Genomic DNA, 23,297 nt, shown 5'->3' with positions numbered 1-23,297 from the left:
CGAAGTGAGGACGCATGACCGTAGACGACCTGTCCGCGACGAAACGGGCGCTGCTCACGGCCCGCTTACGCAACCGGCCGGCGGCGGCCACGGCCACCATCCCGGTCCGGCCGGCCGGCACCACCCCGCCGCTGTCGTTCGCGCAGGAACGACTCTGGTTCATGGAGCAGTTCGCGCCCGGGACCGCCGCCTACCACATCCCGGTCGCCCGCCGGCTGCGCGGCGACCTCGACCAGGCCGCGCTGACCCGGTCCCTGGACGACGTCGTGGCCCGGCACGAGTCGCTGCGGACCCGCTACCCGGTCACCGACGACGGCCGGCCCGTCCTCGACCTCGCCGAACCGGGCCCCGTCAGCCTCACCCTCGTCGACGCCCTGGACGACGAGGCCGCCGTCAGGATCGTGGACGAGGCCGTCGGGCGGCTCTTCGACCTGGTGCACGGCCCGCTGCTGCACGCGCTGCTGGTCCGCCTCGCCGCGGACGACCACGTGCTGCTGCTCGTCACGCACCACAGCATCAGCGACGGCTGGTCCAGCGAGGTCCTCGTCGGCGAGGTCCTGGCCGGCTACGACGCCCACGCCGCCGGGGTCCCGTCGCCGGTCCCGCCGCTGCCGGTGCAGTACGGCGACTTCGCCGCCTGGCAGCGCGAACGGCTCACCGGGGCGGCGATGGCCCGCGAGGTCGAGCACTGGCGCACCGAACTCGCCGGCGTCGAACCCCTCGCCCTGCCCACCGACCGGCCCCGCCCCCGGCAGCAGACGTTCGCCGGCGCCGGCTACGGCTTCGACATCGACCGGGACCTGCTCGACGGGCTCACCGCCCTGGGCCGGGCGCGCGGCGCCACCGTCTACATGGTGCTCCTCGCCGCGTTCCAGGTCGTGCTGTCGAGGCACAGCGGCCAGCTGGACTTCGCCGTCGGCTCACCCATCGCCGGGCGGCCCGAGCCGGAGCTGGAACGGCTCATCGGCATGTTCGTCAACGTCCTCGCCATGCGGGCCCGCCTCGACGGGGACCCGACGTTCGCCGAGCTCGTCGAGCGCACCCGCGAGACGTGCCTGTCCGCGTACGCGCACCAGGAGCTGCCGTTCGCGCAGCTGGTGTCCGAGCTCAACGTGCCCCGCGACGTGAGCCGCTCCCCGGTGTTCCAGGCCGTCCTCGCGGTGCAGAACTACGCCGCCGCCGGGCCACCCACCGGGCCGCTCGACGTCACACCGTTCGGCCTGCGGGCCACCGGCACCCGCTTCGACCTCGAACTGTTCGTCATGGAGGACCCGAGCGGGCTGCGCGGCGCCTTCAACTACAACGTCGACCTGTTCGACGAGGCGACCATCGCCCGCCTCGGCCGGCACCTGGACCAGTTCCTGCGCTCCGTCGTCGCGAACCCCGACCGCCCGGTGTCCACAGTGGACCTCCTCGAGCCGGCCGACCGGGAGCGGGTCCTGCACGGCTGGAACGACACCGCCGCCGACTTCCCGGACACGGCGACGCTGCCCGGGCTCATCGCCGCGCAGGCCTCCCGTACCCCGGACGCCGTCGCCGTGCAGTTCCAGGACCGCCGCCTGACCTACCGCGAGCTCGACGCCGCCGCCGACCGCGTCGCCCGCCGGCTGCGGGCCGAGGGTGCCGGGCCCGGCGGGCTCGTCGCCGTCAGCGCCGAACGCTCCACCGACCTCGTCGTCGGGCTCCTCGGCGTGCTGAAGTCCGGCGCCGCCTACGTGCCCCTCGACCCGGACTACCCCGCGGACCGGCTCGCGTTCATGCTCGCCGACGCCGACGCGCCGGTCCTGCTGACCCAGTCGCGGCTGCCGGTGCCGGACACCACGGCCACGGTCATCTTCCTCGACGACCCGTCGGCCTTCGCCCGCAAGCTGCCGCCCGTCCCCGACGCGCCGCAGGCCGGCGACGTCGCGTACATGATCTACACGTCCGGTTCGACGGGAAAGCCGAAGGGCGTGCCCAACACGCACCGGGGCATCGTCAACCGGCTCGACTGGATGCAGCGCACGTATCGCCTCGACGGCACCGACGTGGTCCTGCAGAAGACCCCGGCGAGCTTCGACGTGTCCGTGTGGGAGTTCTTCTGGCCGCTCATCACCGGCGCCCGGCTGGTCCTGGCCAAGCCGGGTGGGCACAAGGACGCCGCGTACCTGCGGGACCTGATCGTGCGCGAGGGCGTCACCACCACGCACTTCGTGCCGTCGATGCTCGCCATGTTCCTCGCCGAGGACGGCGTCGCCGCGTGCACCAGCCTGCGCCGGGTCGTCTGCAGCGGCGAGGAGCTGCCGCCGGACGCCGCCCGCGCGTTCGCTCTTGCGTTGCCCGCGACGGCGCTGTGGAACCTGTACGGCCCGACCGAGGCGGCCGTCGACGTGTCCGCCTGGGAGTGCGCGGCCGCGTCGGACACGGTGCCCATCGGGGCGCCCATCCAGAACATCCGGCTCTACGTGCTGGACCCCGCCGGCCAGCCGGTGCCCCCGGGCGTGCCCGGCGAGCTGCACATCGGCGGCGTCGGGCTGGCCCTCGGCTACCACGACCGGCCCGGGCTCACCGCGACCCGGTTCGTCCCCGACCCGTTCGGCCCGCCCGGCGGGCGGCTGTACCGCACCGGCGACCTCACCCGCTGGCGCGCCGACGGCACGATCGAGTTCCTCGGCCGCATCGACCACCAGGTGAAGCTGCGCGGCCTGCGGATCGAGCTCGGCGAGATCGAGGCGGCGCTGCGCGCCCAGCCCGGCGTCACCGAGGCCGCCGTCACCGTCCGCGAGGACCGGCCCGGCGACAAACGCCTCGTCGCGTACCTGGTCGGCTCGGTGTCTTGTGACGCGACGCCCCTCAAGGCGGCGTTGAAGAAGGTCCTCCCGGACTACATGGTGCCGACCGCGTTCGTCGGCCTGGAACGGCTTCCGCTCGGCCCCAGCGGCAAGCTCGACCGGCGGGCCCTGCCGGCGCCCGTGGCCGTGGCCGCCGGCGCCGACGCGGCCCCGCCGACCACCCCGGCCGAGCTGATCTTCGCCGCGATCTGGGCCGACGTCCTCGGCCTGCCGTCCGTCGGCATCGACGACGACTTCTTCGACCTCGGCGGGCACTCGCTGCTCGCGACCCAGGTCGTGGCCCGCGCCCGCAAGCAGCTCGACGGCATCGGGCAGCCGGTCAGCGTCATGGACGTGTTCACCCTCAAGACGATCCGGGAGCTGGCCGCGTTCGCGTCCGCCTCCGAGGAGGACCGCGGGCCGCGGCGGCTCCTGCACCGGCTGACGTCATCTGTGCAGACCCCCGAGTTGTCGCTGGTCTGCGTCCCGTACGGCGGTGGCAGCGCCGTGGTCTACCAGCCCCTCGCGGGCGCGCTCCCGGCCGGGCACGCCCTGTGGTCGGTCGCGATCCCGGGCCATGACGTCGGCCTCACCGAGCAGCGGCTGCCCTTCGAGGAGCTCGCCGACCGGGTCGCCGCCGAGATCCAGGAACGCGTCAGCGGGCCCGTCGCCCTCTACGGGCACTGCGGCGTCGGCAGCGCCCTCATCGTCGCCGTCGCCCGCCGCCTCGAGCACGCCGGCCGGGACCTGGAAGCGGTCTACATCGGTGCCCAGTTCCCGTTCGCCCGCCCACGCAGCCGGGTCCTGTCCGCCCTGAGCCGGTTCGCGGCCCTCGAACCGCTGCTCGGCAACCGCGTCTACGAGAACTGGCTCACGTCGATGGGCGCCGACGTCGCCGACCTCGACGAGACCCAGAAACAGTTCATCATCGGCAACATGCGCCGCGACTCCGTGGCCGCCGAGGAGTACTTCACCGCCACCCTCGACGGCGGCTCCGGTCATCAGGCGGCGCGCCTGCGCGCCCCGATCGTCTCGGTCATGGGCACCCGCGACCCGGCCGCCGACTTCTACCAGGAGCGCTACCGGGAGTGGCTGCTGGTCTCCGACCGGGTCGCCCTCGTGCTGCTCGACGAGGCCGGGCACTTCTTCCTCAAGTACCGGGCGAAGGAGCTCGCGCAGATCGTCAGCCGGGCCCACCCGACCCTCGCCGCCGGCGGCCCCGAACCTTCAGAGGTCCTTCCGTCGAAAGCGGGGGAGACGTCGTGGTGGCTGCACGGCACCGCCGCCGCCGCACCCGCCCCGGCGGACGCGGCCGAGGCGAAACCGGTCGCGCAGCCCGGCATGGCGCGCTTCCTCATCGTGGCGCTCAGCCAGCTCGTGTCCATCACCGGCTCCGCGCTCACCGAGTTCGCCCTGCCGATCTGGATCTACCTGGAGACCGGATCCGTTGCCAGGTATGCCCTCTACGCCGTCATCGGCATGCTCCCCGGCATCCTCGCCGGGCCCGTCGCCGGCGCGATCGTCGACCGGTTCGACCGGCGCAAGGTGATGCTCGCCGGTGACGTCGCCGCCGGCGCCACCCAGGCCGCGCTGCTCGCCCTGCTGGTCAGCGGCGTGCTCGTGCCCTGGCACATCTACCCGCTGCTCGCCGCGCTGTCGGTCGCGTTGACGTTCCAGCGCCTCGCGTACGCCTCCGCGGTGCCACAGCTGGTGCCCAAGCAGTACCTCGGCCACGCCAACGGCATCGTCCAGCTCGCCGGCGGGGTCAGCGCGTTCGTGGTGCCGCTGATCGCGGTCGGGCTCATGGCCGGCATCGGCCTGCGCGGGATCCTCATCCTCGACGTGCTCAGCTACACCGTCGCGATCACCGTGCTCGCCGTCGTCAAGTTCCCGCGGACCCTGCCGTGGCGGCGCCGCGAGACCCTGCTCGCCGAGATCCGGCACGGCTTCGCCTACTCGTGGCACCACCGCGGGTTCCGGGCCATGCTGCTGTGGTTCGCCGGCCTCAACGTGTTCCTCGCACCGCTGTTCCTGCTCATGACGCCGCTGGTGCTGTCGTTCGCTTCGCTGGATGACGCCGCCCGGGTCGCCATGTGCGGCGGGGCCGGGGTCATCGTCGGCGGCATCGCGATGGGCTTCTGGGGCGGCCCGCGCCGGCAGCGGCTGCGCGGCATGCTGGGCCTCGCCGCGCTGCTCGGCGTCGCCGCGGTCCTCGGCGGCACCCACCCCGGCGTCTGGGTCGTCGGGGCGTGCGCCTTCGGCCTGTCCGCGGCCCTGTCGCTGGTCAACGGCGTGTACACCACGATCGTGCAGGTGAAGGTGCCGCAGCGGTACCACGGCCGGGTCTTCGCCCTGAACACCATGGTCGCCTGGTCGACGCTGCCGATCGGGCACGGCATCGTCGCGCCGCTCGGCACGAAGCTCTTCGAACCGCTCCTCGCCCGCGGCGGCCCGCTGGCCGGGACCGTCGGCGCGGTCATCGGCACCGGGCCGGGGCGCGGGATCGCGTTCATGTACGTCCTGTTCGGCCTCGCCATGATGGTGCTGGTGGCGGTCGGGCTGCGGATCCCGGTGCTGCGTCGCTTCGACCTGGACGTGCCCGACGCGCTGCCCGACGACCTCGTCGGTATCCAGGAGCTGCGCCGCCGCGTCCCGTCCGACGACAACCGGTCGCCCGTCCCGTCCGACGACGACCGGTCGCCGGTCGCGTCCGACGACGACCGGTCGCCTGTCGCGTCGGGCGGAGACCGGTCGCCTGTCGCGTCGGGCGGAGACCGGTCGCCCGTCGCACCGGGCGGCGACCTGTCACCGGAGCTGGTCCGATGAGCACCATCGCCCGTCCAGCCCGGGCGCCGGCCGTGCCGGCGACGCTGCCGGAGCTTCTCGCGCACCGGGCCTTGACGGAGCCGGACCGGGTGGCGCTCGTCGCCGGCGACGAGCAGATCACGTTCGGCGCCTGGCAGGCCCGGGCGGTGGCGGTCGCGGCGGGGCTGCGCGGCCTGGGCCTGGCCGCCGGTGACCGGGTCGCGCTGCACTACGGCGCCGCGGGCTGGAACGACTACGCCGTCGCGTTCGCCGGCGTGCTGCGGGCCGGGCTGGTCGCGGTGCCGGTGTCGGACCGGCTCGCCCCGGCCGAGGTCCGCCACGTGCTCACCCACAGCGGCGCGACAGTGGTGCTGGGCCGTTCGGGCCTCGACGGTGTCCGGTGCATGACCCTGGCCGACCTTTCCGGTGGCACGCTGCCTGAGCCTCCGGGCCCCCGCGACCTCGCGCAGATCCTCTACACGTCCGGCACCACCGGCGTCCCCAAGGGCGTCGGCGCCACCCACGCCAACCTCGCCCACGGCTGCACCCTCGACCCGCGCCGCCGGCCCCTCGCCCACTCCGGGCACTTCCTGCACGCGTTCCCGGTCGGCAGCAACGCCGGGCAGACGATGCTCGTCAACGCGCTCAATGCCCGCGCCGCCGCGCTCACCGCCGGCACGTTCACCCCCGGCCGCTTCGCGAAACTCATCGCCCGGCACGCCGTCGGCACCGTCTTCCTCGTCCCGGCCATGGCGATCGAACTGCTGCACGCGGGCGTCCACACCACCCACGACCTGTCCGGCGTGCGGCTCATCGGCTCCACCGCCGCCGCGCTGCCACCGGCGGTCGCGGCGCAGCTCGCCGCCGCGTACCCGGCCGCGACGATCGTCAACTACTACACCTCGACCGAGGCGGCACCGGCGCAGACGGCCATGGTGTTCGACCCCGAACGACCGGCCGCGCTGGGCCGCCCGACCGTCGCCGCCGACCTGATGATCGCCGGCCCGGACCGGCAGCCGCTGCCGGCCGGCGAGGTCGGCGACGTGTGGCTGCGGTCCCCGACGGCGGCCCGGTCCTACTACCGCGACGGCGACGCGTCCGCCGAGGTCTTCCACGGCCGGTGGGTCCGGATGGGCGACGTCGGCCGCCTCGACGCCGACGGCTACCTGTACCTCGTCGACCGCGACAGCGACGTGGTCAAGTCCGGCGCGCACAAGGTGTCGACCCTGCAGGTCGAGCACGCCCTGCACGAGCACCCCCTGGTCCGCGAGGCCGCCGCGTTCGGGGTGCCGCACCCGGTCCTCGGCGCCGCCGTCGCCGCCGCCGTCGTCACCGACGGCCCCCTCACCGCGCCGCAGCTGCGCACGTTCCTGCTCGAACGGCTCGCCGGGCACGAACTCCCCGGCCGGCTGCTGTTCCTGGACCGGCTGCCCCGCAACGACAACGGCAAGATCCTCAAGCGTGAGCTGCGCCAGCTCCTCGACGACGACAGGGCGACCCCGTGACGACCCAGACCACCGCGGACCACCTCACCCCCGCCCAGCACGCCGCAGACCACCTCACCCCCGCCCAGACCACCGCGGACCACCTCACCCCCGCCCAGCACGGGGTGTGGATCACCGAGCGGACCCGGCCGGCCGGGGCCGGCTATCACCTGGCGGTGACGATCCGGTTCGCCGGCGCCCTCGACGTCGACCGGCTCCGGGACGCGGTCACCGCCGTCGTGGCCCGGCACCCCGTCCTCGGCGGCGCGGTCGACGACGATCTGCCGGCCCTGGTGCCCGCGACCGACCCGGTCACCCTCGCCGTCCGGCCGGGCGACCCGGCGGAGGTCGCCGCGCTCGTCGCGGCGCCGTTCGACCTGCGCCACGGCCCACTGGCCAGGTTCACCCTGCTGCACACCGGGCCCGGCGAGCACCTGCTGTGCGTCGTCGTGCACCACCTGGTCTTCGACGGCACCTCCAAGCAGGTCCTCATCGCCGACCTTGCCGCCGCGTACAATGGCACGGCCTTGTCCACAACCGATGGGGCACCCGCTCAGCCGGCAGACCGGGCTCACCGAAAGATTACTTTTTCGGATGTGCTAGTGTCAGGGAAGCAGGGCGGAGACACGACGTCGGTTCTGTTCCCAGTGGACATGACCCCGGTTCCGCTGCCCGTGGAAATGCCGGCGGCGGTCGATGTGCTGGCGGCGGTCGATGTGCTGGCGGCGGTCGATGGGTCGGCGGCGGTCGATGGGTCGGCGGCAGCGGTCGATGGGCTGGCGGCGGTGGTCGATGTGCCGGCGGCAGCAGCCTACTGGACCGAGCGGTGGCGGGAGCCGGCCGCGCCACAGCTGCCTGGCCTGCGGCACACCCCACCCGGGACCACCGCCGTCGCGGTGCCGTTCACCATCGGCACGGCCGCCCTCGCCGAGGCGGCCGCCGCCGTCGGCGTCACCCACTTCGAGTTCCTCCTCACCGCCTGGCACGCGCTGCTGCGCCGGTACGGCAACGACACCGTCACCACCGCCCTCGAACTGTCCACAGGGGACCGGGCCGCGCCCCGGATCGGCTTGCACGTCAACGAGCTGCCCGTCAGCACCGCCCCGGCACCGTCGCAGCCGTTCGCCGCGTTCGCGCGGGCGCTGCGGGTCCAGCTGCGCGAGGTGTACGCCCACCGCGCCGTCCCGCTCAGTCACGCCGTCCGGCTCACCCCTCGGGCGTCGCTCGCGCCGTTGACCGTCAGCTACCGGCGGCGCGCCGACCCACCCGGGTTCACCGGGGTGGACAGCACCGTCGACTGGCTGGTGTTCAGCGGTGCTGTGCGCGGCACCGCCAACCTGCAGCTGGTCGAGGGCCCGTCGGTGGTCGAGGGCAGCCTCCAGCTCGTCGCGGGCTCGTTCGCGGCCGAACAGGTCTGCGCGCAGTTCCAGGCGCTCCTCGCCGCGGCGGTTGCGGCGCCGGACACGGCGATCGGGGATCTGGTCCTGTCGGGCCCTGCCACCGGCGCTGTGGTGGGACTGTCGGGCCCTGTCACCGGCGCTGTGGTGGGCCCGGGCCCCCGGGACACCGTCGTGGACCGGTTCCTGGCACAGGTCGCCGTGCGGCCCGACGCGGTCGCGGTTCGTTGTGGGGAGCGGGAGGTCAGCTACGGACAGCTCGGCGCCGCGGCGGCGGGCCTCGGCGCCCGGCTCCGGGCCCAGGGGATCGGGCCGGGTTCGCTGGTCGGGATCGCCCTGCCCCGTGCTGCCGAGCTGCTTGTGGCCGTGCTCGGTGTGCTGGAGACCGGCGCCGCATACCTGCCGCTCGACCCGTCGTATCCGGCCGAGCGGATCGCGTTCATCCGCGACGACGCCGGCGCCGCGCTCGTCCTCGGCCCGCAGGACGTGTCCCTCGAGGCAGGCGCCACCTGGCGCGGCGAGACCGAGGTCGACGGCGGCGACGCCACACCGGACGAGGCGCCGTCCCCCGATGACGTCGCATACGTCATCTACACGTCCGGATCGACCGGGCGGCCGAAGGGCGTCGCCGTCCCGCACGGCGCACTGACCAACCTACTCGACTCGATGCGCGAGCACCTCGGCTCCGGGGCCGGCGACACGTGGCTCGGGCTGACCTCGCTGTCGTTCGACATCTCCACCGTCGAGCTGCTGCTGCCGCTCACCGTCGGCGCCGCGCTCGTCCTCGTGCCACCGGACGGCCACCGCGACGCCGCCGGGCAGCTGCGCCTCATCGACCGGCACGGCGTCACGCACGTGCAGGCGACTCCTTCCGGCTGGCGGCTGCTGCTGGAGGCCGGCCTCGCCCGTTCGTCGCTGGTCGCCGTCACCGGTGGTGAGGCGTTGCCGGCCGACCTCGCCGCGGCGCTGCGGCCGCTGGTGCGTCGGCTCGTCAACGCATACGGGCCGACGGAGACCACGGTCTGGTCGGCGCTCGCCGACATCGAGGCCGGTGCCCAGGTCACGATCGGCGGGCCGGTCGCGAACACCACCCTGCACGTCCTGGACGAAGCGCTGCGGCCCGTGCCCGACGGGATCGCCGGGGAGCTGTGGATCGGCGGGCTCGGCGTCGCCCACGGCTACCGGGGGCGGTCCGGGCTGACCGCGGACCGGTTCCGGCCGGACCCGTTCGGTGCCCCGGGTGCCCGCCTCTACGGCACCGGCGACCGGGTGCGGCGCGGGCCGGACGGCCTGGAGTTCCTCGGCCGGGTCGACAACCAGGTGAAGCTGCGCGGCCACCGGATCGAACCCGGTGAGATCGAGGCCCGGCTCACCACCCACCCCACGGTGACGCAGGCCGCGGTGACCCTCGCCGACCCGCACGGCCCGCGGGCCCGCCTGGTCGCCTACGTCGTGCCCGCCGGGCCGGTCGACGCCGGTGGGCTGCGGGCGCACGTGGCCGAGGTCCTGCCCGGCTACATGGTGCCGGCCGAGGTCGTCGTCCTCGAGCGGTTCCCGCTCACCCCGAACGGCAAGCTCGACCGGGCCGCCCTGCCGGCACCCACAGAAGAACGGCCCGCGGACGTCCGCGCTCCGGATGCCGGTACCGGTGACCAGACCACGGACACGGACACGGTCACCGCCATCTGGCAGGAGGTGCTGCGAATCGATGACATCGGCACCGACGAGGATCTGTTCGACCTCGGCGGCCACTCGCTGACCATCACCCAGATCGCGGTCCGCATCCGCAAACGCCTCGGCGTCGACGTGCCGCTCGACGTCTTCTTCGACACCCCCACGATCGACGGCGTCGTCGCCGCGATCGCCGACCTGAGGGAGGCCCGATGAATGACACGTACGCCGTCGTCGTCAACGACGAGGAGCAGCACTCGCTGTGGAACGCCGCCGAGGAGCCACCCGCCGGCTGGCGGCGCACCGGGTTCACCGGCACCAGGGACGAGTGCGTCGCGCACATCGACGAGGTGTGGACCGACATCCGCCCGCTGAGCCTGCGGCAGCGGCTGGCCGCCCGATGAACGGCCTCCGGGACCGGGTCGCGACGATGGTCAGCACCGCCACCGACGGCGAGGTCACCGCCGCGGAGATCCTGGCCGGCGGTGGCTCCCTGGCCGCCCTCGGCGTCGGCTCCCTGGCGGTGCTGCGGCTCATCGACGCCCTCGACGACGAGCTCGGCGTCCAGCTCGACCTGGACGCGCCCGGCTTCGACGACTTCGACGACCTGGTGCGCACCGTGCAGGAACGGGCGGTCCGCGATGACTGAGCTGCTGACCCCGGTCCGGGTGCCGTTCACCGGTTCGCGGTCCGGCACCGGCCCGCTGACGTGGGGGCAGCGGGCCATCTGGCACGCGATCGGACGCACGGTCCCCAACGACCACTACTTCAACCTCGACCGGATCGTCGACCTCGGCGCGCGGACCGTGCCGGTCCCGGCCGCGCTCGGTGCGCTCGCGGCGCTGGTGGCCCGGCACGAGGCGCTGCGCACCCGGCTCGGCGATGGGCCGCACCAGGTGCTCGCGCTCGACGGTGCTCTGGACGTGCACATCGTCGACGGCGGCGCCGATCCGGCCGCCGAGGCCGGCCGCGTCCGGGACCTGCTCGCCGGGACCGCGTTCGACTACCGCGCGGAATGGCCGGTGCGGGCCGCGCTCGTCACGCACGGCGGTGAGGTCAGCCACCTGGTCCTGGTGCTGTGCCACCTCGCCACCGACGGGCACGGCGCCGAGGTGCTCGCCCGGGATCTGCGACTGCTCGTGCGGCGCGGCACCCGCGGCCTGCGCGACCCGGAGACCACCCCGCTCGACGTCGCCGCCGAGCAGGACTCCCCGGAAGGGCACCGCCGCGGCACGGCCGCCCTGTCGTACTGGGCCGAACAGTTCGCCCGGATCCCGGCGACCATGTGGGCCACCCCGGTCGCCGCGCCGCGCGCGCCGAGGTTCTGGACCGGACGGCTCGTCTCCACCGCGCTCACCGGCGCCGTCGACACGCTCGCCGCCCAGCACGGCGTCAGCGGCTCCACCGTGCTGCTCACCGCCGCCGGGGCGCTCGCCGCCGCCGCCGGTGGGCACCAGACCACTGCCGTCATGCCGATCGTCGGCAACCGGTTCACCACCGGGCACCGCGACCTCGTCAGCACCCTGTCGCAGGACGGTCTGTTCGTCCTCGACGTCGACCGGCCCACGTTCGGCGCGCTGCTGCGCCCGGGCTGGCAGGCCGCCCTGCGCGGCTACCGCGCCGCCGCCTACGATCCGGCCGGCTGGGACGAGATGCTCGCCACGGCGGCCGCTGCCCGCGGGACGGAGGTGCACCCGTACACCTGCTTCAACGACATGCGACTCGTCGACGGGCGCCCCGTCCAGGCCGCGACCGCGCCCCGGGAAACCCGGTTCGACTTCCCCGCCACGCAGGAACGCGTCGCCTGCCGCTACTGCCTGCACGTCACGCAAGACGGGCCGGCGCTCGTCGTGACGCTGACCGCCGACACCGCGTACCTGCCGCCGACCGCGATCGAGGGTCAGCTGCGGGCACTCGAGGAGCTGCTGGTCCGCGCCGCCGGTGAGGACGTGCCGATGACCGTACTGTCCGGACTGCTGTGACACCCCGGGCCTACGCGCGGGCCACATCCTGCGTGGCCGGCACATCACTGTCGTTCGTCGCTCCGGACGCGGCCACGGTCGTCGTCACCGACGCGATCTCCGGGCTTGTCATGCACCGCGCTGCGGTGCCCGATCCGACGTGGACCCTCGCCGTGCCGGTGTCGTGGCCGTCGTCGCTGTACCGGGCGACGTTCGCCGCCGCCGGTGCGGTGCCGCGCATCGACAGCGCCGGTGACGACGAGGCGTGGTTCGTGGTGCGGTCAGCAAAACCGACCGCGCCGATCCTGGTGTCGGTGCCGTTCGCGACGTGGCAGGCGTACAACCGGGCCGGCGAACCCTCGGAGGGCCTCTACTACGCCGAGGAACCGACCCGCGCGACCGCCGTCACCTTCGACCGGCCGGGTGGCGGCCCGCCGCCGGAGCGCTGGGAGGAGCCGCTGCTGCGGTGGCTGCGCGCGGCCGGCTACCCGGTCGAGTTCTGCTCCAACCTGGACCTGCACCTCGACCCGGCGGTCCTCGACGGGCGCCGCGCCCTCATCGTCTGCGCCCACGACGAGTACTGGACCTGGGAGCAGCGCGACGCCGTCGAGGCCTTCGTCCGCCGCGGCGGGAACCTCGCCGTCCTCGGCGCCAACACCGCCTGGTGGCAGATGCGCCTCGAGGACGGCGGCCGCACCATGGTCTGCCACCGCGACGCCACCACCGACCCGATGTCCACAGTGGACCCCGGCCGGGTGACCGTCGAATGGTCCAGCGCCCCGGTCAACCGGCCCGAGAACGCGATGACCGGGGTCAGCTTCCGCCGCGGCGCCGGCGCCTGGGGCGACGGGATGGCCATCATCGGGCAGGAGACGTTCACCGCCCGGTTCGCCACGCACTGGGTCTTCGACGGCACCGGCGTCAGCGACGGCGACAAGTTCGGCCAGGGCACCCTCGGCTACGAGACCGACGCCGCCGACATCGTCGACGTCGCCGGCGTGCCACGCGCCACCGGCCGCGACGGCACCCCACCCTCCTTCGTCGTGCTCGCCACCGCCGACCTGCGACACTGGCGCCGATACGGTCAGGGCGGCGCCGCCACGATGGGCGTCTTCGACCTCGGCGCCGGCACGGTGTTCACCGCCGCGACCGTCAACTGGGGCAAGGGCCTCAGCGACCCGGTCGTGGACCGCATCACCCGCAACGTCCTGGACCGCTTCACCTCGGGTGCCGCCCGCGACGGCTGGACGGTGATCGGCCCGCCCGCCGAGCTGCACGCCCTCACCAGCTGCGACGGCGCGTTCTACGCGGTTGCCGCCGACGGTGGCCTGCGCACCCGCGAGGCGTGCCCGCAGAACCTGCCGTGGCGCCGCATCGACGACGCCCCGTCGCTGCTGTGCCTCGCGTCGCCGCGGGAGGCCGCCGGCGCGATGCTGCAGGGCCTGTGGGCGCTCACCACCACGGGCCGGCTGTGCTACCGCGACCCCGCGTTCGACGCCCCGCAGTGGACCGACGTGACCGCCGCACCGCCGGGCGCGCACAGTCTCGCCCTGTGCGACGCGGGCCTGTTCGCCGCCACGTCCGACGACGTGCTCTGGTATCTGCCCGCCCTGGAGCTGCGGACCGGCGCGTGGCGGCCGATCGGCACCGCGAGCGGCGCCGTCGCCCTGACCACGCTCGGCGGCCGTCTTTACGGCATCACCGGCGACGACCGGATCGTCAGCCGCCCACCCGTCGCCGCGCCGCACCCGTTCACCGACGTGTGCGACGCGGCCGGCAGCCGTACCCTGACCGCCCACGCCGGCCGTCTCGTCGGCGCCGGCCCGGGCACCCCCCTGCGCCACCGCCTCCCACCCCTGGGCTGACCACCGCATCCCCCGCTGTGTCGCCGGGCACCGGTGAAGGCCGGTGCCCGACGAGGTGTCATTGCAGCGGGGGACCGGCCGTCACGGCCGACCTGGCGGTGGCGGTGGTGGTACGCGGCGGAATCGTGGACGTGTCGAACGCGTACGTGATCACAGCGGTCGCGATCGCGTCGGCGTTCGTGTCCAGGGCGAACGTGTTGATGTTGCCGAACAGGGTGTACTGGCTACGCAGCTGGCCGTAGAGCGCCGCGTCGCCGCCCTTCTGGGTGACGCGGAACAGGTCGTCGCACGGGTCGTGGTAGCACGGGTCGTACGCGGCGCCCGCGACACCGCCGTACTTGGCGACGTCGGCCGCGGTCTTGATCCCCTCGGCGCCGGTGAACAGGCCACCGGCCGGGATGCCGACGCCGGCCGCGATGAACGGGCCGTAGTCGGACCGGCCGCTGAAGTCGGCGGCGTTCGTGGACTGCCCGCGGGAGGCGAAGAACGCCTCGAACAGGTCCTCGATCTGCGCCGAGCCGGCCGGGCCGGGGCCGGAGCCCTCCGCCGCGGAGTCGTCACCGTCGTAGACCCCGAACATGTAGTTGGGCGACGCCACCATGTCGAAGTTGAGGTACAGCCTGATCTCGGCCCGCTGCGCCGGGGTGAGGTTGTTGACGTAGAACGTGGAACCGACGAGGCTGGCCTCCTCGGCGCCCCACCAGGCGAAGCGGACCTTGTTGACCGGCTTGGTGCGGGCCATCTGCAGCGCGATCTCGAGCAGGGCGGCGCTGCCGCTGCCGTTGTCGTTGATGCCGTTGCCTTCGGGCACGGAGTCGAGGTGCGACCCGGCCATCACGACGTTGTCGGCCCGCCCGGTCTTCGTCTCCGCGATGACGTTCTCGGTGTCGCGGACCTCGGCGGTCGTCGACGCCGCCAGGTGAACGGTCAGGCCGGGCGTGGCGGCGAACGCCTCACCGCTGCCGTAGGACACCCCGACGGCCGGGATGCCGACCGGTGCGCCGAGGGTACCGAGCAGCAGCGAGTACCGGTCGGGCGCGGTGACCGGGTCGCCGTTGCCCTGGTTCATGACGATCGCACCCGCGGCACCCGCCGCCTCGGCGTTGGCCACCTTCGTCCCGAACGGGCAGCCGCCCCGCTGCATCAGCGCGATCTGGCCGACCACGGCGGCGGTGAAGTCGGCCGCCTCGCACCCGGACGTGACCGCGACCCGCGGCGCGACCAGGTTGAGGTCGACCGGCACGACCGCGGCCGTGACGTCCCCGGAGCCCGAACAGGTCATCAGGTCGTAGTCGGTGCCTTCGACGTAGATCGCCGGCGCCGGCGCGGTCTGCGCGAACGACGAGCTCGTCTCGTCACAGAAGTTGAACTGGAACGGTTGCCGGGTGACCTGATACCCGGCGTGCTGGAGCAGGGTCGCAACGTAGTCGGCGCTGCGCCGGTGCCCGGCGGTGCCGGACGCCCGGTTGCCGCCGTTGAGATCCCCGATCAGCTGCAAGGCCAGCAGGTGCCGCAGGACGCCGGGCAGCGTCACGGCCTTGGTCAGTTGCTTCGGTGTGCTGATGCCCGAACCGGTGGAGCCGGCGTAGGCCGGATCCACCAACCCGATCGATCCCACCAGGATCGCGACCGTCGCCGCGCCCAGGAGTCTTCGAACCGAGCGAGACACCACGATGTGTTCTCCCCTCCGTCGTCGAGGTACAGGGCACGACTGTAGGCAGACACCGAAGATCGATGGAAGACGTTCAATGGGCAATTGGTGCCGGCAGCTCGACGGTCGGCAGCAGCGCCGCGCCCAGCAGCGCGCACGCGGCCGTCAGCGCGCAGGCGGCGACCGCCAGGGTGACCAGCCCGGCGGCCTGGGCGACGATCGGTCCGGTGACGGCGCCGAGCAGGGTGCCGAGCGCCTCGCCGCTGAGGAAGACGGCGCTGACCCGGCCGAGGACGTCGTTTGGCAGCGTGCGTTGCAGGGTGGTCTGCGGCACCGCCCAGGTCATCGAGCCGAACATGCCGATGGCCACGGCCGCCGGCAGGGCCACGGTCAGGGTGTGCGCGGTGAACAGCAGCAGGAAGCCGACCGCCGTGCCGAGCAGGGTGGCCGAGTACAGCCGCCGCGGTTGGACCTTGTCGACGAGCACCCGGATGAGCGGCGCGCCGAGCAGGAACCCGACCCCGAGCGCGGACACGACCAGCCCCGTCTGGCGTGGCCCGCCGAGCTCGGTGACGCCGAGCGGGATGAGCAGGGCGCTGAGCGCGCCGTTGGCCAGGGTGAACACGACGCCGATGACCAGCAGCCACAACGTCATCCGGTGGCCGGCGACGGTCCGCAGGCCGTGCCGCAGGTCGGCCCGCAGGTCCGCGGCGGCGGTCCGGGTCGGTGCGGGCCGGCGGGTGGTGAGGAAGATGGCGAGCGCCGACACGAGGTAGCTGGCGACGTCGACCCAGATCAGCACCGGGAACCCGAACGCGAGCAGCAGCACCGCGCCGAGCGGGGCGCCGACGAGCCGCACCGTGCCGTCGGTCACGGCGGTGAGCGCGTTGGCGCTGCTGAGCAGGTTGCCGGTGCCGACGATTGCCGGGGTGTACGCCTGCGCGGCCGGACGGAACAGGATCGATCCCGCGCTCTCGGCCGCGAGGGCGGCGTAGAGGATCCACACGGTGCCGGGGGAGTCGACGAGCAGCATCGCGGCGACCACGACGGCCCGGAACACGTCGGTGGTGAGCATGACCCGGCGGCGGTCCCAGCGGTCGGTGAGCACCCCGGCGAGCGGGCCGAGCAGCAGCGCCGGCAGGTACTCCGCGGCGAGGGTGAGACCGGTCGCCATGAGCGAGCCGGTGAGGTGCAGGACGTGTGCCGGGACCGCGACGGTGAGCAGCCAGGTGCCGAGCTGGCTGACGAACCGGCCCGTCCACAGCAGCCTGAAGTCGCGGATCCGCAGGGCCGCTAGCACGGCGTGGCCAGGAACTGCAGCTCCGCGAGCCGGTTGGCGCGCTCGGCGGCGTCCGCCCAGCCGGTCGTGACCGCGCCGGCGGCGGCCAGGGCCCGGATCGCGGCGACCGAGCCGCCCTGGCCGATCGCGTGGCGAAGGGGCGTGTTCCCGCCCCGAGCCTGGGCCTCCAGGTCGAGCCCGGCGGCGACCAGGCGCGTCACCAACGCCGCCGGGTCGGGCAGCCAGGCGATCAGGTGCAGCAGGGTCCAGGACTCGCCGGTGCGCAGGTGCGGGTCGAGGCCGGCGTCGAGCCACGCGGTCAGTGCCGGGCCGTCGCCGTTGCGGGCCTGGTCCACCAGCACCGAACGGCGCCGGCGGAGCACCTTCGGCACGGGCACCGACGGGTCGCGCCAGCCGATATGTGCGGCGAAACAGCCGGTGGGCGTGGGCCCGCCGAGCGCGTGCAGGCTCTGCTCCCGCCGGATCTCCTCCGGCGGGTGCGGGATGCCGTCGGGTCCGATGCGGTGCCGTTCGCTGCCGCACGGCACGGTGAACGGCGACATGTCGACCCTGGGCGCGGGACCCGCGGCGCCCTTGTGCCCCGGGACCATCGCCGCGGCGACCAGCGGGTGCAGCTCGTCGAGGGACAGCAGGCCGAGCCGGACGAGGTCGGCGTCGATCGACCGTTCCATCCGGGCCATCGGCAGCACCGGCGGGAGGTCGCGCCGATCGTCGTAGCCGAGGTGGATCCGGTGCCGGAAGCCGTCGATCCACAGGCATTCGCCCTCGAGGTCGATCGTCGCTTCCGGCCGCCCGAACTCGCGGGCCGCCGCGGCCAGCGTGGTGAGATCGAGGCGGGTGGGGCTGAGCCGTTTCTCCAGCATCGGCGACAGGTCGGCGAGCGCGTCGATGTCGAACCCGGCGAGGCGCAACGCTTCGCGCCATTGCCCGGCGTCCTGCAGCGCGAGGATCTCGGCCGCGTCGGGGCACGGCTGCTGCCGGGCCAGGAGATCGCCGGTGCACCGGACGTCCCACTGCTCCCGGTTGGTGTGCAGTCCCCGGCGCGGGTCGGCCGGCCCGGCGAACCGCAGCACCAGCCGTGGCCTGGAGGTGTCCCGGTAGCGCGGCACGACCAGCAGCTGCCCGCCGGGGTGGACGCTCAGCAGGGTCGGCTCGCGGCGCAGGCTGACCCGCGGCCACAGGTCCCGGTCCAGGTGCCAGCGCAGCAGGTCCGGCGCGAGGTGCCGCAGGTCGTCCTCGACCGCCTCGGCGACGGCGGTGCCGTGGTCCCGGCCGATGCCGGCCAGGTCGATGTCCACCTCGATGTCCGCGGCGGCGCACGCCCCCCGCCAGTCCCCGGCCGACCGCAGCGCCGTGGCCTGCTCGATCATCCACCGCGGCACGGCGAAGCGCCGCACCTGGCGCCAGCCGTCCAGCAATGACGTGTCAGCCCCCATCGCGAGAATCCTAGGTCGCCGCGCCGCTCGGCGACGCCCCGTCCTGGGACACTGAGACCGTGACCATCTATGACGCGATCGGCACGGTGTACACGTCCACCCGCCGGCCGGACCGGCGGATCGCGGCGCACCTCACCGCCGCGCTCGGCGACGCCCGGTCCGTGGTCAACGTGGGTGCCGGGGCCGGCGCCTACGAACCCCCGCAGACGGTCGTCGCCGTCGAACCCAGCTCGGTCATGATCGGACAGCGTCCGCCCGGAGCGGCACCGGTCGTGCAGGCGTGCGCGGAGGCGCTCCCGCTCGCCGACGGCGCGGCCGACGCGGTCATGGCCGTGCTCACCGTGCACCACTGGACCGACGTCGAGGCCGGCATCGCCGAGCTGCGCCGGGTCGCCCGCCGGCGGGTCGTCATCCTCACCTGGGATCCGCGGGTCATCCGCTCGTTCTGGCTGGTCAGCGAGTACCTGCCGGAGGTCACCGCGTTCGACGAGGCCAGGGCCGTGCCGGTGGACCGGCTCACCGGGCTGCTCGGCGGGGCCACGGTCCAGCCGGTGCCGGTGCCCCACGACTGCACCGACGGCTTCGGCGCGGCGTACTGGCGCCGGCCCGAGGCCTACCTCGACCCGGTGGTCCGGTCGAGCATCTCGATGCTGGCCCAGCTCGACGAGGAGGTGCTGCGGCCGGGACTGGAGCGGCTCGCCGCGGACCTGCAGTCCCGCCGCTGGCACGACCGCCACCGTGACCTGCTCGAATGTCCGGACTACGACGCCGGGTACCGGATCCTCGTTTCCGGCTGACACCGGCGGCCGCAGTAGCATGGTCGGTCGGCGCCGAGGTGAGGAGCGGACATGCGATGGTTCCGGCGCAGGCAGGCCGACCGCGCGCTGCGGCTCGACCCGGCGCGGCAGGAGGCCCTGATCGCCGACATCCGGCACCGGTACGGCGGGCACGTCCCGGTCGGGTTCCAGGAGCAGGTCGGCTCGCTGGTCCAGCTGCTCACCGACGACGACGGCCTGGCCGTCGCGAACCGGATCGTGCACGAGACCGCCGACCGGGCGCACGCCGACATCCAGGCCCAGGCCTCCGCCCTCGGCCGCGGCGTCGACCGGCACAACTACCGCGCGCTGTTCCGGCAGCTCGGGCCGGGCCTGCGGGACCGGCTCGCGGAACTGCCCACGGGGTTCCATCCCCACGTCCACCTGGAGGCGGCACTGACCGCCGTCGAGGTCGACGTCAAGCGGGCCATGGTGCTGACCGACCCGAACCTGCTGTTGCTGCACACGCTGGAACTGCTGGACCTGACCGTGTCCGGCTGGGAGTTCGGCCGGGTCCCGGTCACCGCCGACGCGGCCCGGCTCGTCTCCCGCCTGATCGCCGCCGCGACCCGGATGCGCCTGACCGAGGACGACCCGCCGGCCCTGCCGCCGGGCATCCGCGAGGTGATGCGCAGCAACCGGACCACCAACGTCTATGATCAGGCCGGCACGCTGCTCGGCACCATCAACGTGGGCGCGGAGACGCGGCGTTCGTTCCTGCTCTGAGCCACCGCGGCTCGATCACCACCGATGCAGGCGCCGGCCGACCAGGACAACCACGCACGCCGCGGCGAGCGCCAGGAACAGGGCGCCGTACAGGTAACCGTCCACCGGATGGCGGGGCACGCTGTGGCTGGCGTTCCAGAACGTCTGCCGCGGCGGCGGGATGCCCTGCCGCCGGCGCGCGAACCAGCGGCGCGCCTCAACCAGGTTGAACACGCCCGCCGCCAGAAACACCGCGAGGAAGAACACGACGACCTCGTTCGGCGGTGGCATGGCCACACCGTACAGGCACACCATCGGCGCGCACCGCTGACGCCGATCCGACCAGGAAGTTGAGTTCATGACCGAGTTCCATCCCGTGCCCGAACCACGCAAGACGCTCACCCACGCCGGTTGCGTCGTCTCGGCCCCGTTCGGGCACCGCCCGCTCCAGCTCGACCTGCACGTGCCGCCGGGAGACGGCCCGTTCCCGGTCGTGCTCTGGATCCACGGCGGTGCCTGGACGACAGGGAGTCGCGTGTGGACGGTCGACCAGAGGTTCCATGAGCGCATGGTGTCCAGGGGGTACGCCGTCGCCGACGTCGACTACCGGCTGGCGCTGGAGGCCGTCTACCCCGCGCAGCAGGCCGACGTCGACGCGGCCGTGCGCTGGCTGCGGCACCACGCCGCGACGCTGCGGCTCGACCCGGACCGCTTCGCCGTGCTGGGAGAGTCGGCCGGCGGCCAGATCGCGGCGATCGCGGCGCTCACGGGCACCGGCGACACCGCGATCCAGGCCGCCGTCATCTGGTACGGGCCGGTCGACCTCTCCACCCTGCGCGAGCAGGACGACCCGTTCGCCTTCCCGGCGCTCCTGCTCGGCGGCCCGATCGGGGAGCGCACGGCGTTCGCGCGGCTGGCCAGCCCGCTGCACAACGTCCACCCGGACGCGCCGCCGTTTCTGCTGGTGCACGGCACCGAGGACGACATCGTCCCGTTCGCGGAGGCGGTCGGCTTCGCCGAGGCCCTGCGGGCCCAGGGGGTGCGCTGCGACGTGCTGCCCGTGGAGGGCGCCGGTCACGTCTTCGCCGGCGCGTCGGTCGAGGTCGGCACCTTCACCGAGGCGGGCATCGACTTCCTCGACGACGTCCTCACCGGCTGAAGCCGTGCTTCGCGGCCACGGCGGCCGACTGCGGTGACCGGCTGCGCCCCAGCAGGTCCCGGGCGTGCTTGCGGAAGCCCCATTGCGCCGCGATGTCGGCGGCTTCCCACCTTGGCCGGTCCGGCACGTGCCACGGCAGGCCACGCACCCACCGGTCGACGATCGCGGCCCGTGACGCGGTGGCCGCGCACCACGGCACCGCCCTGGTCACGAGGACGTGTTCGATGCCGCTGACGGTGGCCGGCGCCCAGTCGCACGACGTGGACAGCACGCGCGGGCCGGCGGTGACGTCGGCCGCGTCGAGTTCGAGGACGTCGACGGCGAGCCTGACCCGGGCGTCGGTGATCGTGCCGTCGTCGTTGTGGTGGCCGAAGCCGTCGCGGAGCCCCACGATCTGGACCAGGTGCTCGTCGGGCAGCAGCCGGTAGAACGCGGGGCCGGGGAGCCGGCCGGCGAAGCCGTGCCCGCTCATGACGGCCGCCACGTCGTCGGCCACCGCACCGACCACGGCCGGATCCAACGGCCGGCGCCGTGGCATCGGGCGGGGATCCCGGTTGATGGCGAGCAGGGCCCGGACGGCGGCCGCGTGGACGTCCGGCAGCGACAGCGTGCTGCGCACCAGCACGACCTCCCGGTCGGTGTGCTCCACCGCGTCGATGCCGGGCTGGTCGGCCAGGGCGTCCTCGAGCCCGTCGGCGGCCACGTCGACGTACGTCGACACCGCGTCGTCGAGACCGACGACCGTGTTGAACCCGTCCTCGTCCGCGACCTCGAGGTTTTCGACGCCGACGATCCAGCGCAGGTCGGTCACCTTCAACGGTTCGTCGGTGTACCGCGGCACGGGCCGGGCGCCGGCGAGGGCGTCCCCGACCGGGTCCCCGGCCGTCGGCGGCCGGCGGGGCGGCTGGGCCGGCCGCCGTGCCGTGAGCACGTTCAGCAACGCCCACACGATGACGCCGGCGGCGAGCAGCAGCCTCGGCACCAGGAGGAGCCGCCACGTCAGCCGGGCGTCCACCACCGCACGATGGCGCATCCGGCCGGCGCCGCGCAACCCCGGCGGTTCAGGCGAACGTGACGTGGAGCGTGCCGTCGGCGTCCAGGGCGACCCGGCCCTTGGCCGTGAACTGCGTGTCGCCGGACTGGCCGGTCAGCACCTTGCCGTCCACGGCAAGCTTGACGTCCCAGTGGACGACGCCGTCGGCGGCCGAGAACGTCACGGCGCCGGCGTCGGGCGTGAACGTGCAGACCGGGACCTTGGTGATCGTTACGGTGATGTCGGTCTTGGCGGTCGTCACGGTCCAGCTGCCGCTGATCAGCTGGCCGGGCGGCGGTGAGCCGGGGACGACCCGCGCCGGCGGGTTGAAGAGTGTGACGGCGGGGCAGCCCGACCCCGGCTGGAAGTACTTGGCGGCGCACTGTTGCAGCGCGGCGGTGACGGCCGCGTCGGCCTTGGCCTGGCCGTCCGCGGACAGGCTCGGCGGCGGCAGCGTGACCGTGGCGGTGGCGTCCGGGGACGGCACGGCCGCGGTGGAGCGGCCGGCGAGCAGGGCGTTGCCGTCCGCGGTGACCGTGTACGCGCCCGGAAACGCCGACCCGCTCCCGGCCGGGTCGACCGCGACCCCGTTGACCGTGATCCGTGCCTTGTCCGTGGCCGCGGCGCCCGCGAACGAGAGCCGGACGAACGGGGACACCAGCACGAACCTGCGTCCCTGCCGCCGCGCCGTCAGCGCCTGCGTGACCGTGGCGTCGTTCGCCTGGTACCGCACCGCCAGCATGGCCGTGTCCCCGGCCTCGGTGACGTGGGTGACCGTCATCGCCCGGGGCCGCGCCGCCGGGTCGCTCAGCGCGGCGGCGGAGAGCAGCGGGTTGGAGGTCGGCAGCTGCGCCGCGATCGAACTGGCGTCGACGATCTTCAGCGCGCCGTTCGCGTCCCCGGCGGCCAGGCGGGCGAAGTACTCCTTGGCGGCGTCGCGTGGGTCGGCGGCGAACACCCGCCACGCGACCACACCACCGACCGAGAGCAGCACGAGCACGAGCGCGGCGGCCACGAGCAGCATGCGCCGCCGCCGAGGCCGCCCGCCCTCCGAACCAACTGCCACCTGCGGCTCAGCAACGGACGCCGGCTCAGCAACGGGCGCCTGCCCGTCCTCCGACGGCGGAGCTGGGACCGGCACCGGCGCGGGTTCAGGGGCCGGTGCGGGGTCGTTCGGCGGGGGAGTGTCGGTCACGCCGACAGGA

16 protein-coding genes are annotated in these 23,297 nt (G+C 74.0%); 10 read left to right on the top strand and 6 right to left on the bottom strand.

Going from position 1 to position 23,297, the window contains the following annotated elements; all coding sequences use genetic code 11:
- Positions 1-14: 14 nt before the first annotated feature.
- From Dsi01nite_RS17525 to Dsi01nite_RS17495, 7 genes are read left to right on the top strand one after another with little or no spacing between them, the layout of a single operon-like run.
- Positions 15-5,636, top strand: coding sequence for a non-ribosomal peptide synthetase/MFS transporter (locus Dsi01nite_RS17525; RefSeq protein WP_203847233.1), 5,622 nt, complete (start codon positions 15-17; stop codon positions 5,634-5,636).
- Positions 5,633-7,120 (top strand): class I adenylate-forming enzyme family protein, encoded by a 1,488-nt coding sequence (locus Dsi01nite_RS17520; protein ID WP_239135961.1) that lies wholly within the window; start codon positions 5,633-5,635, stop codon positions 7,118-7,120. Before Dsi01nite_RS17525 ends, Dsi01nite_RS17520 begins: the two co-directional genes overlap by 4 nt.
- Positions 7,117-10,383, top strand: coding sequence for a non-ribosomal peptide synthetase (locus Dsi01nite_RS17515; RefSeq protein ID WP_203847232.1), 3,267 nt, complete (start codon positions 7,117-7,119; stop codon positions 10,381-10,383). Before Dsi01nite_RS17520 ends, Dsi01nite_RS17515 begins: the two co-directional genes overlap by 4 nt.
- On the top strand, positions 10,380-10,571 hold the full coding sequence (locus Dsi01nite_RS17510; RefSeq protein WP_203847231.1) for an MbtH family protein: 192 nt from the start codon (positions 10,380-10,382) through the stop codon (positions 10,569-10,571). Before Dsi01nite_RS17515 ends, Dsi01nite_RS17510 begins: the two co-directional genes overlap by 4 nt.
- Positions 10,568-10,816 (top strand): phosphopantetheine-binding protein, encoded by a 249-nt coding sequence (locus Dsi01nite_RS17505; RefSeq protein ID WP_203847230.1) that lies wholly within the window; start codon positions 10,568-10,570, stop codon positions 10,814-10,816. Before Dsi01nite_RS17510 ends, Dsi01nite_RS17505 begins: the two co-directional genes overlap by 4 nt.
- Positions 10,809-12,149 carry a condensation domain-containing protein gene (locus Dsi01nite_RS17500; protein ID WP_203847229.1) on the top strand — a complete coding sequence of 447 codons (1,341 nt, stop codon included), beginning with the start codon at positions 10,809-10,811 and terminating at the stop codon, positions 12,147-12,149. Before Dsi01nite_RS17505 ends, Dsi01nite_RS17500 begins: the two co-directional genes overlap by 8 nt.
- On the top strand, positions 12,146-13,993 hold the full coding sequence (locus Dsi01nite_RS17495) for a N,N-dimethylformamidase beta subunit family domain-containing protein (RefSeq protein ID WP_203847228.1): 1,848 nt from the start codon (positions 12,146-12,148) through the stop codon (positions 13,991-13,993). Before Dsi01nite_RS17500 ends, Dsi01nite_RS17495 begins: the two co-directional genes overlap by 4 nt.
- 58 nt (positions 13,994-14,051) lie before the next feature.
- Here the strand turns inward: Dsi01nite_RS17495 and Dsi01nite_RS58895 are convergent, their stop codons facing one another.
- The 3 genes from Dsi01nite_RS58895 to Dsi01nite_RS17480 all read right to left on the bottom strand — a co-directional run bounded on the left by Dsi01nite_RS58895 (position 14,052) and on the right by Dsi01nite_RS17480 (position 18,380).
- Positions 14,052-15,665, bottom strand: coding sequence for a M28 family metallopeptidase (locus Dsi01nite_RS58895; protein ID WP_373318786.1), 1,614 nt, complete (start codon positions 15,663-15,665; stop codon positions 14,052-14,054).
- A 73-nt stretch (positions 15,666-15,738) separates the two neighbouring features.
- Positions 15,739-16,944 (bottom strand): MFS transporter, encoded by a 1,206-nt coding sequence (locus tag Dsi01nite_RS17485; RefSeq protein ID WP_203847227.1) that lies wholly within the window; start codon positions 16,942-16,944, stop codon positions 15,739-15,741.
- Entirely contained in the window at positions 16,938-18,380 is a 1,443-nt protein-coding gene (locus tag Dsi01nite_RS17480) for an ankyrin repeat domain-containing protein (RefSeq protein ID WP_203847226.1), read from the bottom strand. The genes Dsi01nite_RS17485 and Dsi01nite_RS17480 overlap by 7 nt, the downstream gene beginning before the upstream one ends.
- 59 nt (positions 18,381-18,439) lie before the next feature.
- Between Dsi01nite_RS17480 and Dsi01nite_RS17475 the strand changes: the two genes are divergently transcribed.
- Both Dsi01nite_RS17475 and Dsi01nite_RS17470 read left to right on the top strand, forming a co-directional pair.
- Positions 18,440-19,177 (top strand): class I SAM-dependent methyltransferase, encoded by a 738-nt coding sequence (locus Dsi01nite_RS17475; protein WP_203847225.1) that lies wholly within the window; start codon positions 18,440-18,442, stop codon positions 19,175-19,177.
- Positions 19,178-19,228: 51 nt separating this feature from the next.
- Entirely contained in the window at positions 19,229-19,921 is a 693-nt protein-coding gene (locus Dsi01nite_RS17470; RefSeq protein WP_203847224.1) for a hypothetical protein, read from the top strand.
- Between the two features lie 15 nt (positions 19,922-19,936).
- On the opposite strand, the gene Dsi01nite_RS17465 is transcribed toward Dsi01nite_RS17470, so the two are convergent.
- Entirely contained in the window at positions 19,937-20,191 is a 255-nt protein-coding gene (locus Dsi01nite_RS17465) for a hypothetical protein (protein ID WP_203847223.1), read from the bottom strand.
- Between the two features lie 67 nt (positions 20,192-20,258).
- Here Dsi01nite_RS17465 and Dsi01nite_RS17460 point away from each other — a divergent pair, with 67 nt between their 5' ends.
- Entirely contained in the window at positions 20,259-21,059 is an 801-nt protein-coding gene (locus tag Dsi01nite_RS17460; protein ID WP_203847222.1) for an alpha/beta hydrolase, read from the top strand.
- Here Dsi01nite_RS17460 and Dsi01nite_RS17455 read toward each other — a convergent pair.
- Together Dsi01nite_RS17455 and Dsi01nite_RS17450 are read right to left on the bottom strand one after the other, a co-directional pair.
- Positions 21,049-22,074 (bottom strand): hypothetical protein, encoded by a 1,026-nt coding sequence (locus Dsi01nite_RS17455; RefSeq protein ID WP_203847221.1) that lies wholly within the window; start codon positions 22,072-22,074, stop codon positions 21,049-21,051. The two genes, Dsi01nite_RS17460 and Dsi01nite_RS17455, sit on opposite strands and share 11 nt — an antisense overlap.
- A 46-nt stretch (positions 22,075-22,120) precedes the next feature.
- Positions 22,121-23,287, bottom strand: coding sequence for a hypothetical protein (locus tag Dsi01nite_RS17450; protein WP_203847220.1), 1,167 nt, complete (start codon positions 23,285-23,287; stop codon positions 22,121-22,123).
- Between the last annotated feature and the right edge of the window lie 10 nt (positions 23,288-23,297).

The sequence above is a fragment of the Dactylosporangium siamense genome, from assembly GCF_016862795.1.
GTDB lineage: Bacteria > Actinomycetota > Actinomycetes > Mycobacteriales > Micromonosporaceae > Dactylosporangium > Dactylosporangium siamense.
The sequence above is the reverse complement of the archived record's forward strand: the minus strand, read 5'-3'. Positions and strand labels throughout refer to the sequence as shown.

What these genes read in the sequence shown, in the direction of transcription:
- Dsi01nite_RS17525 (WP_203847233.1), top strand. Translation starts at nt 15, where the DNA reads ATGACCGTAGACGACCTGTCCGCGACGAAACGGGCGCTGCTCACGGCC.
- Dsi01nite_RS17520 (WP_239135961.1), top strand. Translation starts at nt 5,633, where the DNA reads ATGAGCACCATCGCCCGTCCAGCCCGGGCGCCGGCCGTGCCGGCGACG.
- Dsi01nite_RS17510 (WP_203847231.1), top strand. Translation starts at nt 10,380, where the DNA reads ATGAATGACACGTACGCCGTCGTCGTCAACGACGAGGAGCAGCACTCG.
- Dsi01nite_RS17505 (WP_203847230.1), top strand. Translation starts at nt 10,568, where the DNA reads ATGAACGGCCTCCGGGACCGGGTCGCGACGATGGTCAGCACCGCCACC.
- Dsi01nite_RS17500 (WP_203847229.1), top strand. Translation starts at nt 10,809, where the DNA reads ATGACTGAGCTGCTGACCCCGGTCCGGGTGCCGTTCACCGGTTCGCGG.
- Dsi01nite_RS17480 (WP_203847226.1), bottom strand. Translation starts at nt 18,380, where the DNA reads ATGGGGGCTGACACGTCATTGCTGGACGGCTGGCGCCAGGTGCGGCGC.
- Dsi01nite_RS17470 (WP_203847224.1), top strand. Translation starts at nt 19,229, where the DNA reads ATGCGATGGTTCCGGCGCAGGCAGGCCGACCGCGCGCTGCGGCTCGAC.
- Dsi01nite_RS17465 (WP_203847223.1), bottom strand. Translation starts at nt 20,191, where the DNA reads ATGCCACCGCCGAACGAGGTCGTCGTGTTCTTCCTCGCGGTGTTTCTG.
- Dsi01nite_RS17460 (WP_203847222.1), top strand. Translation starts at nt 20,259, where the DNA reads ATGACCGAGTTCCATCCCGTGCCCGAACCACGCAAGACGCTCACCCAC.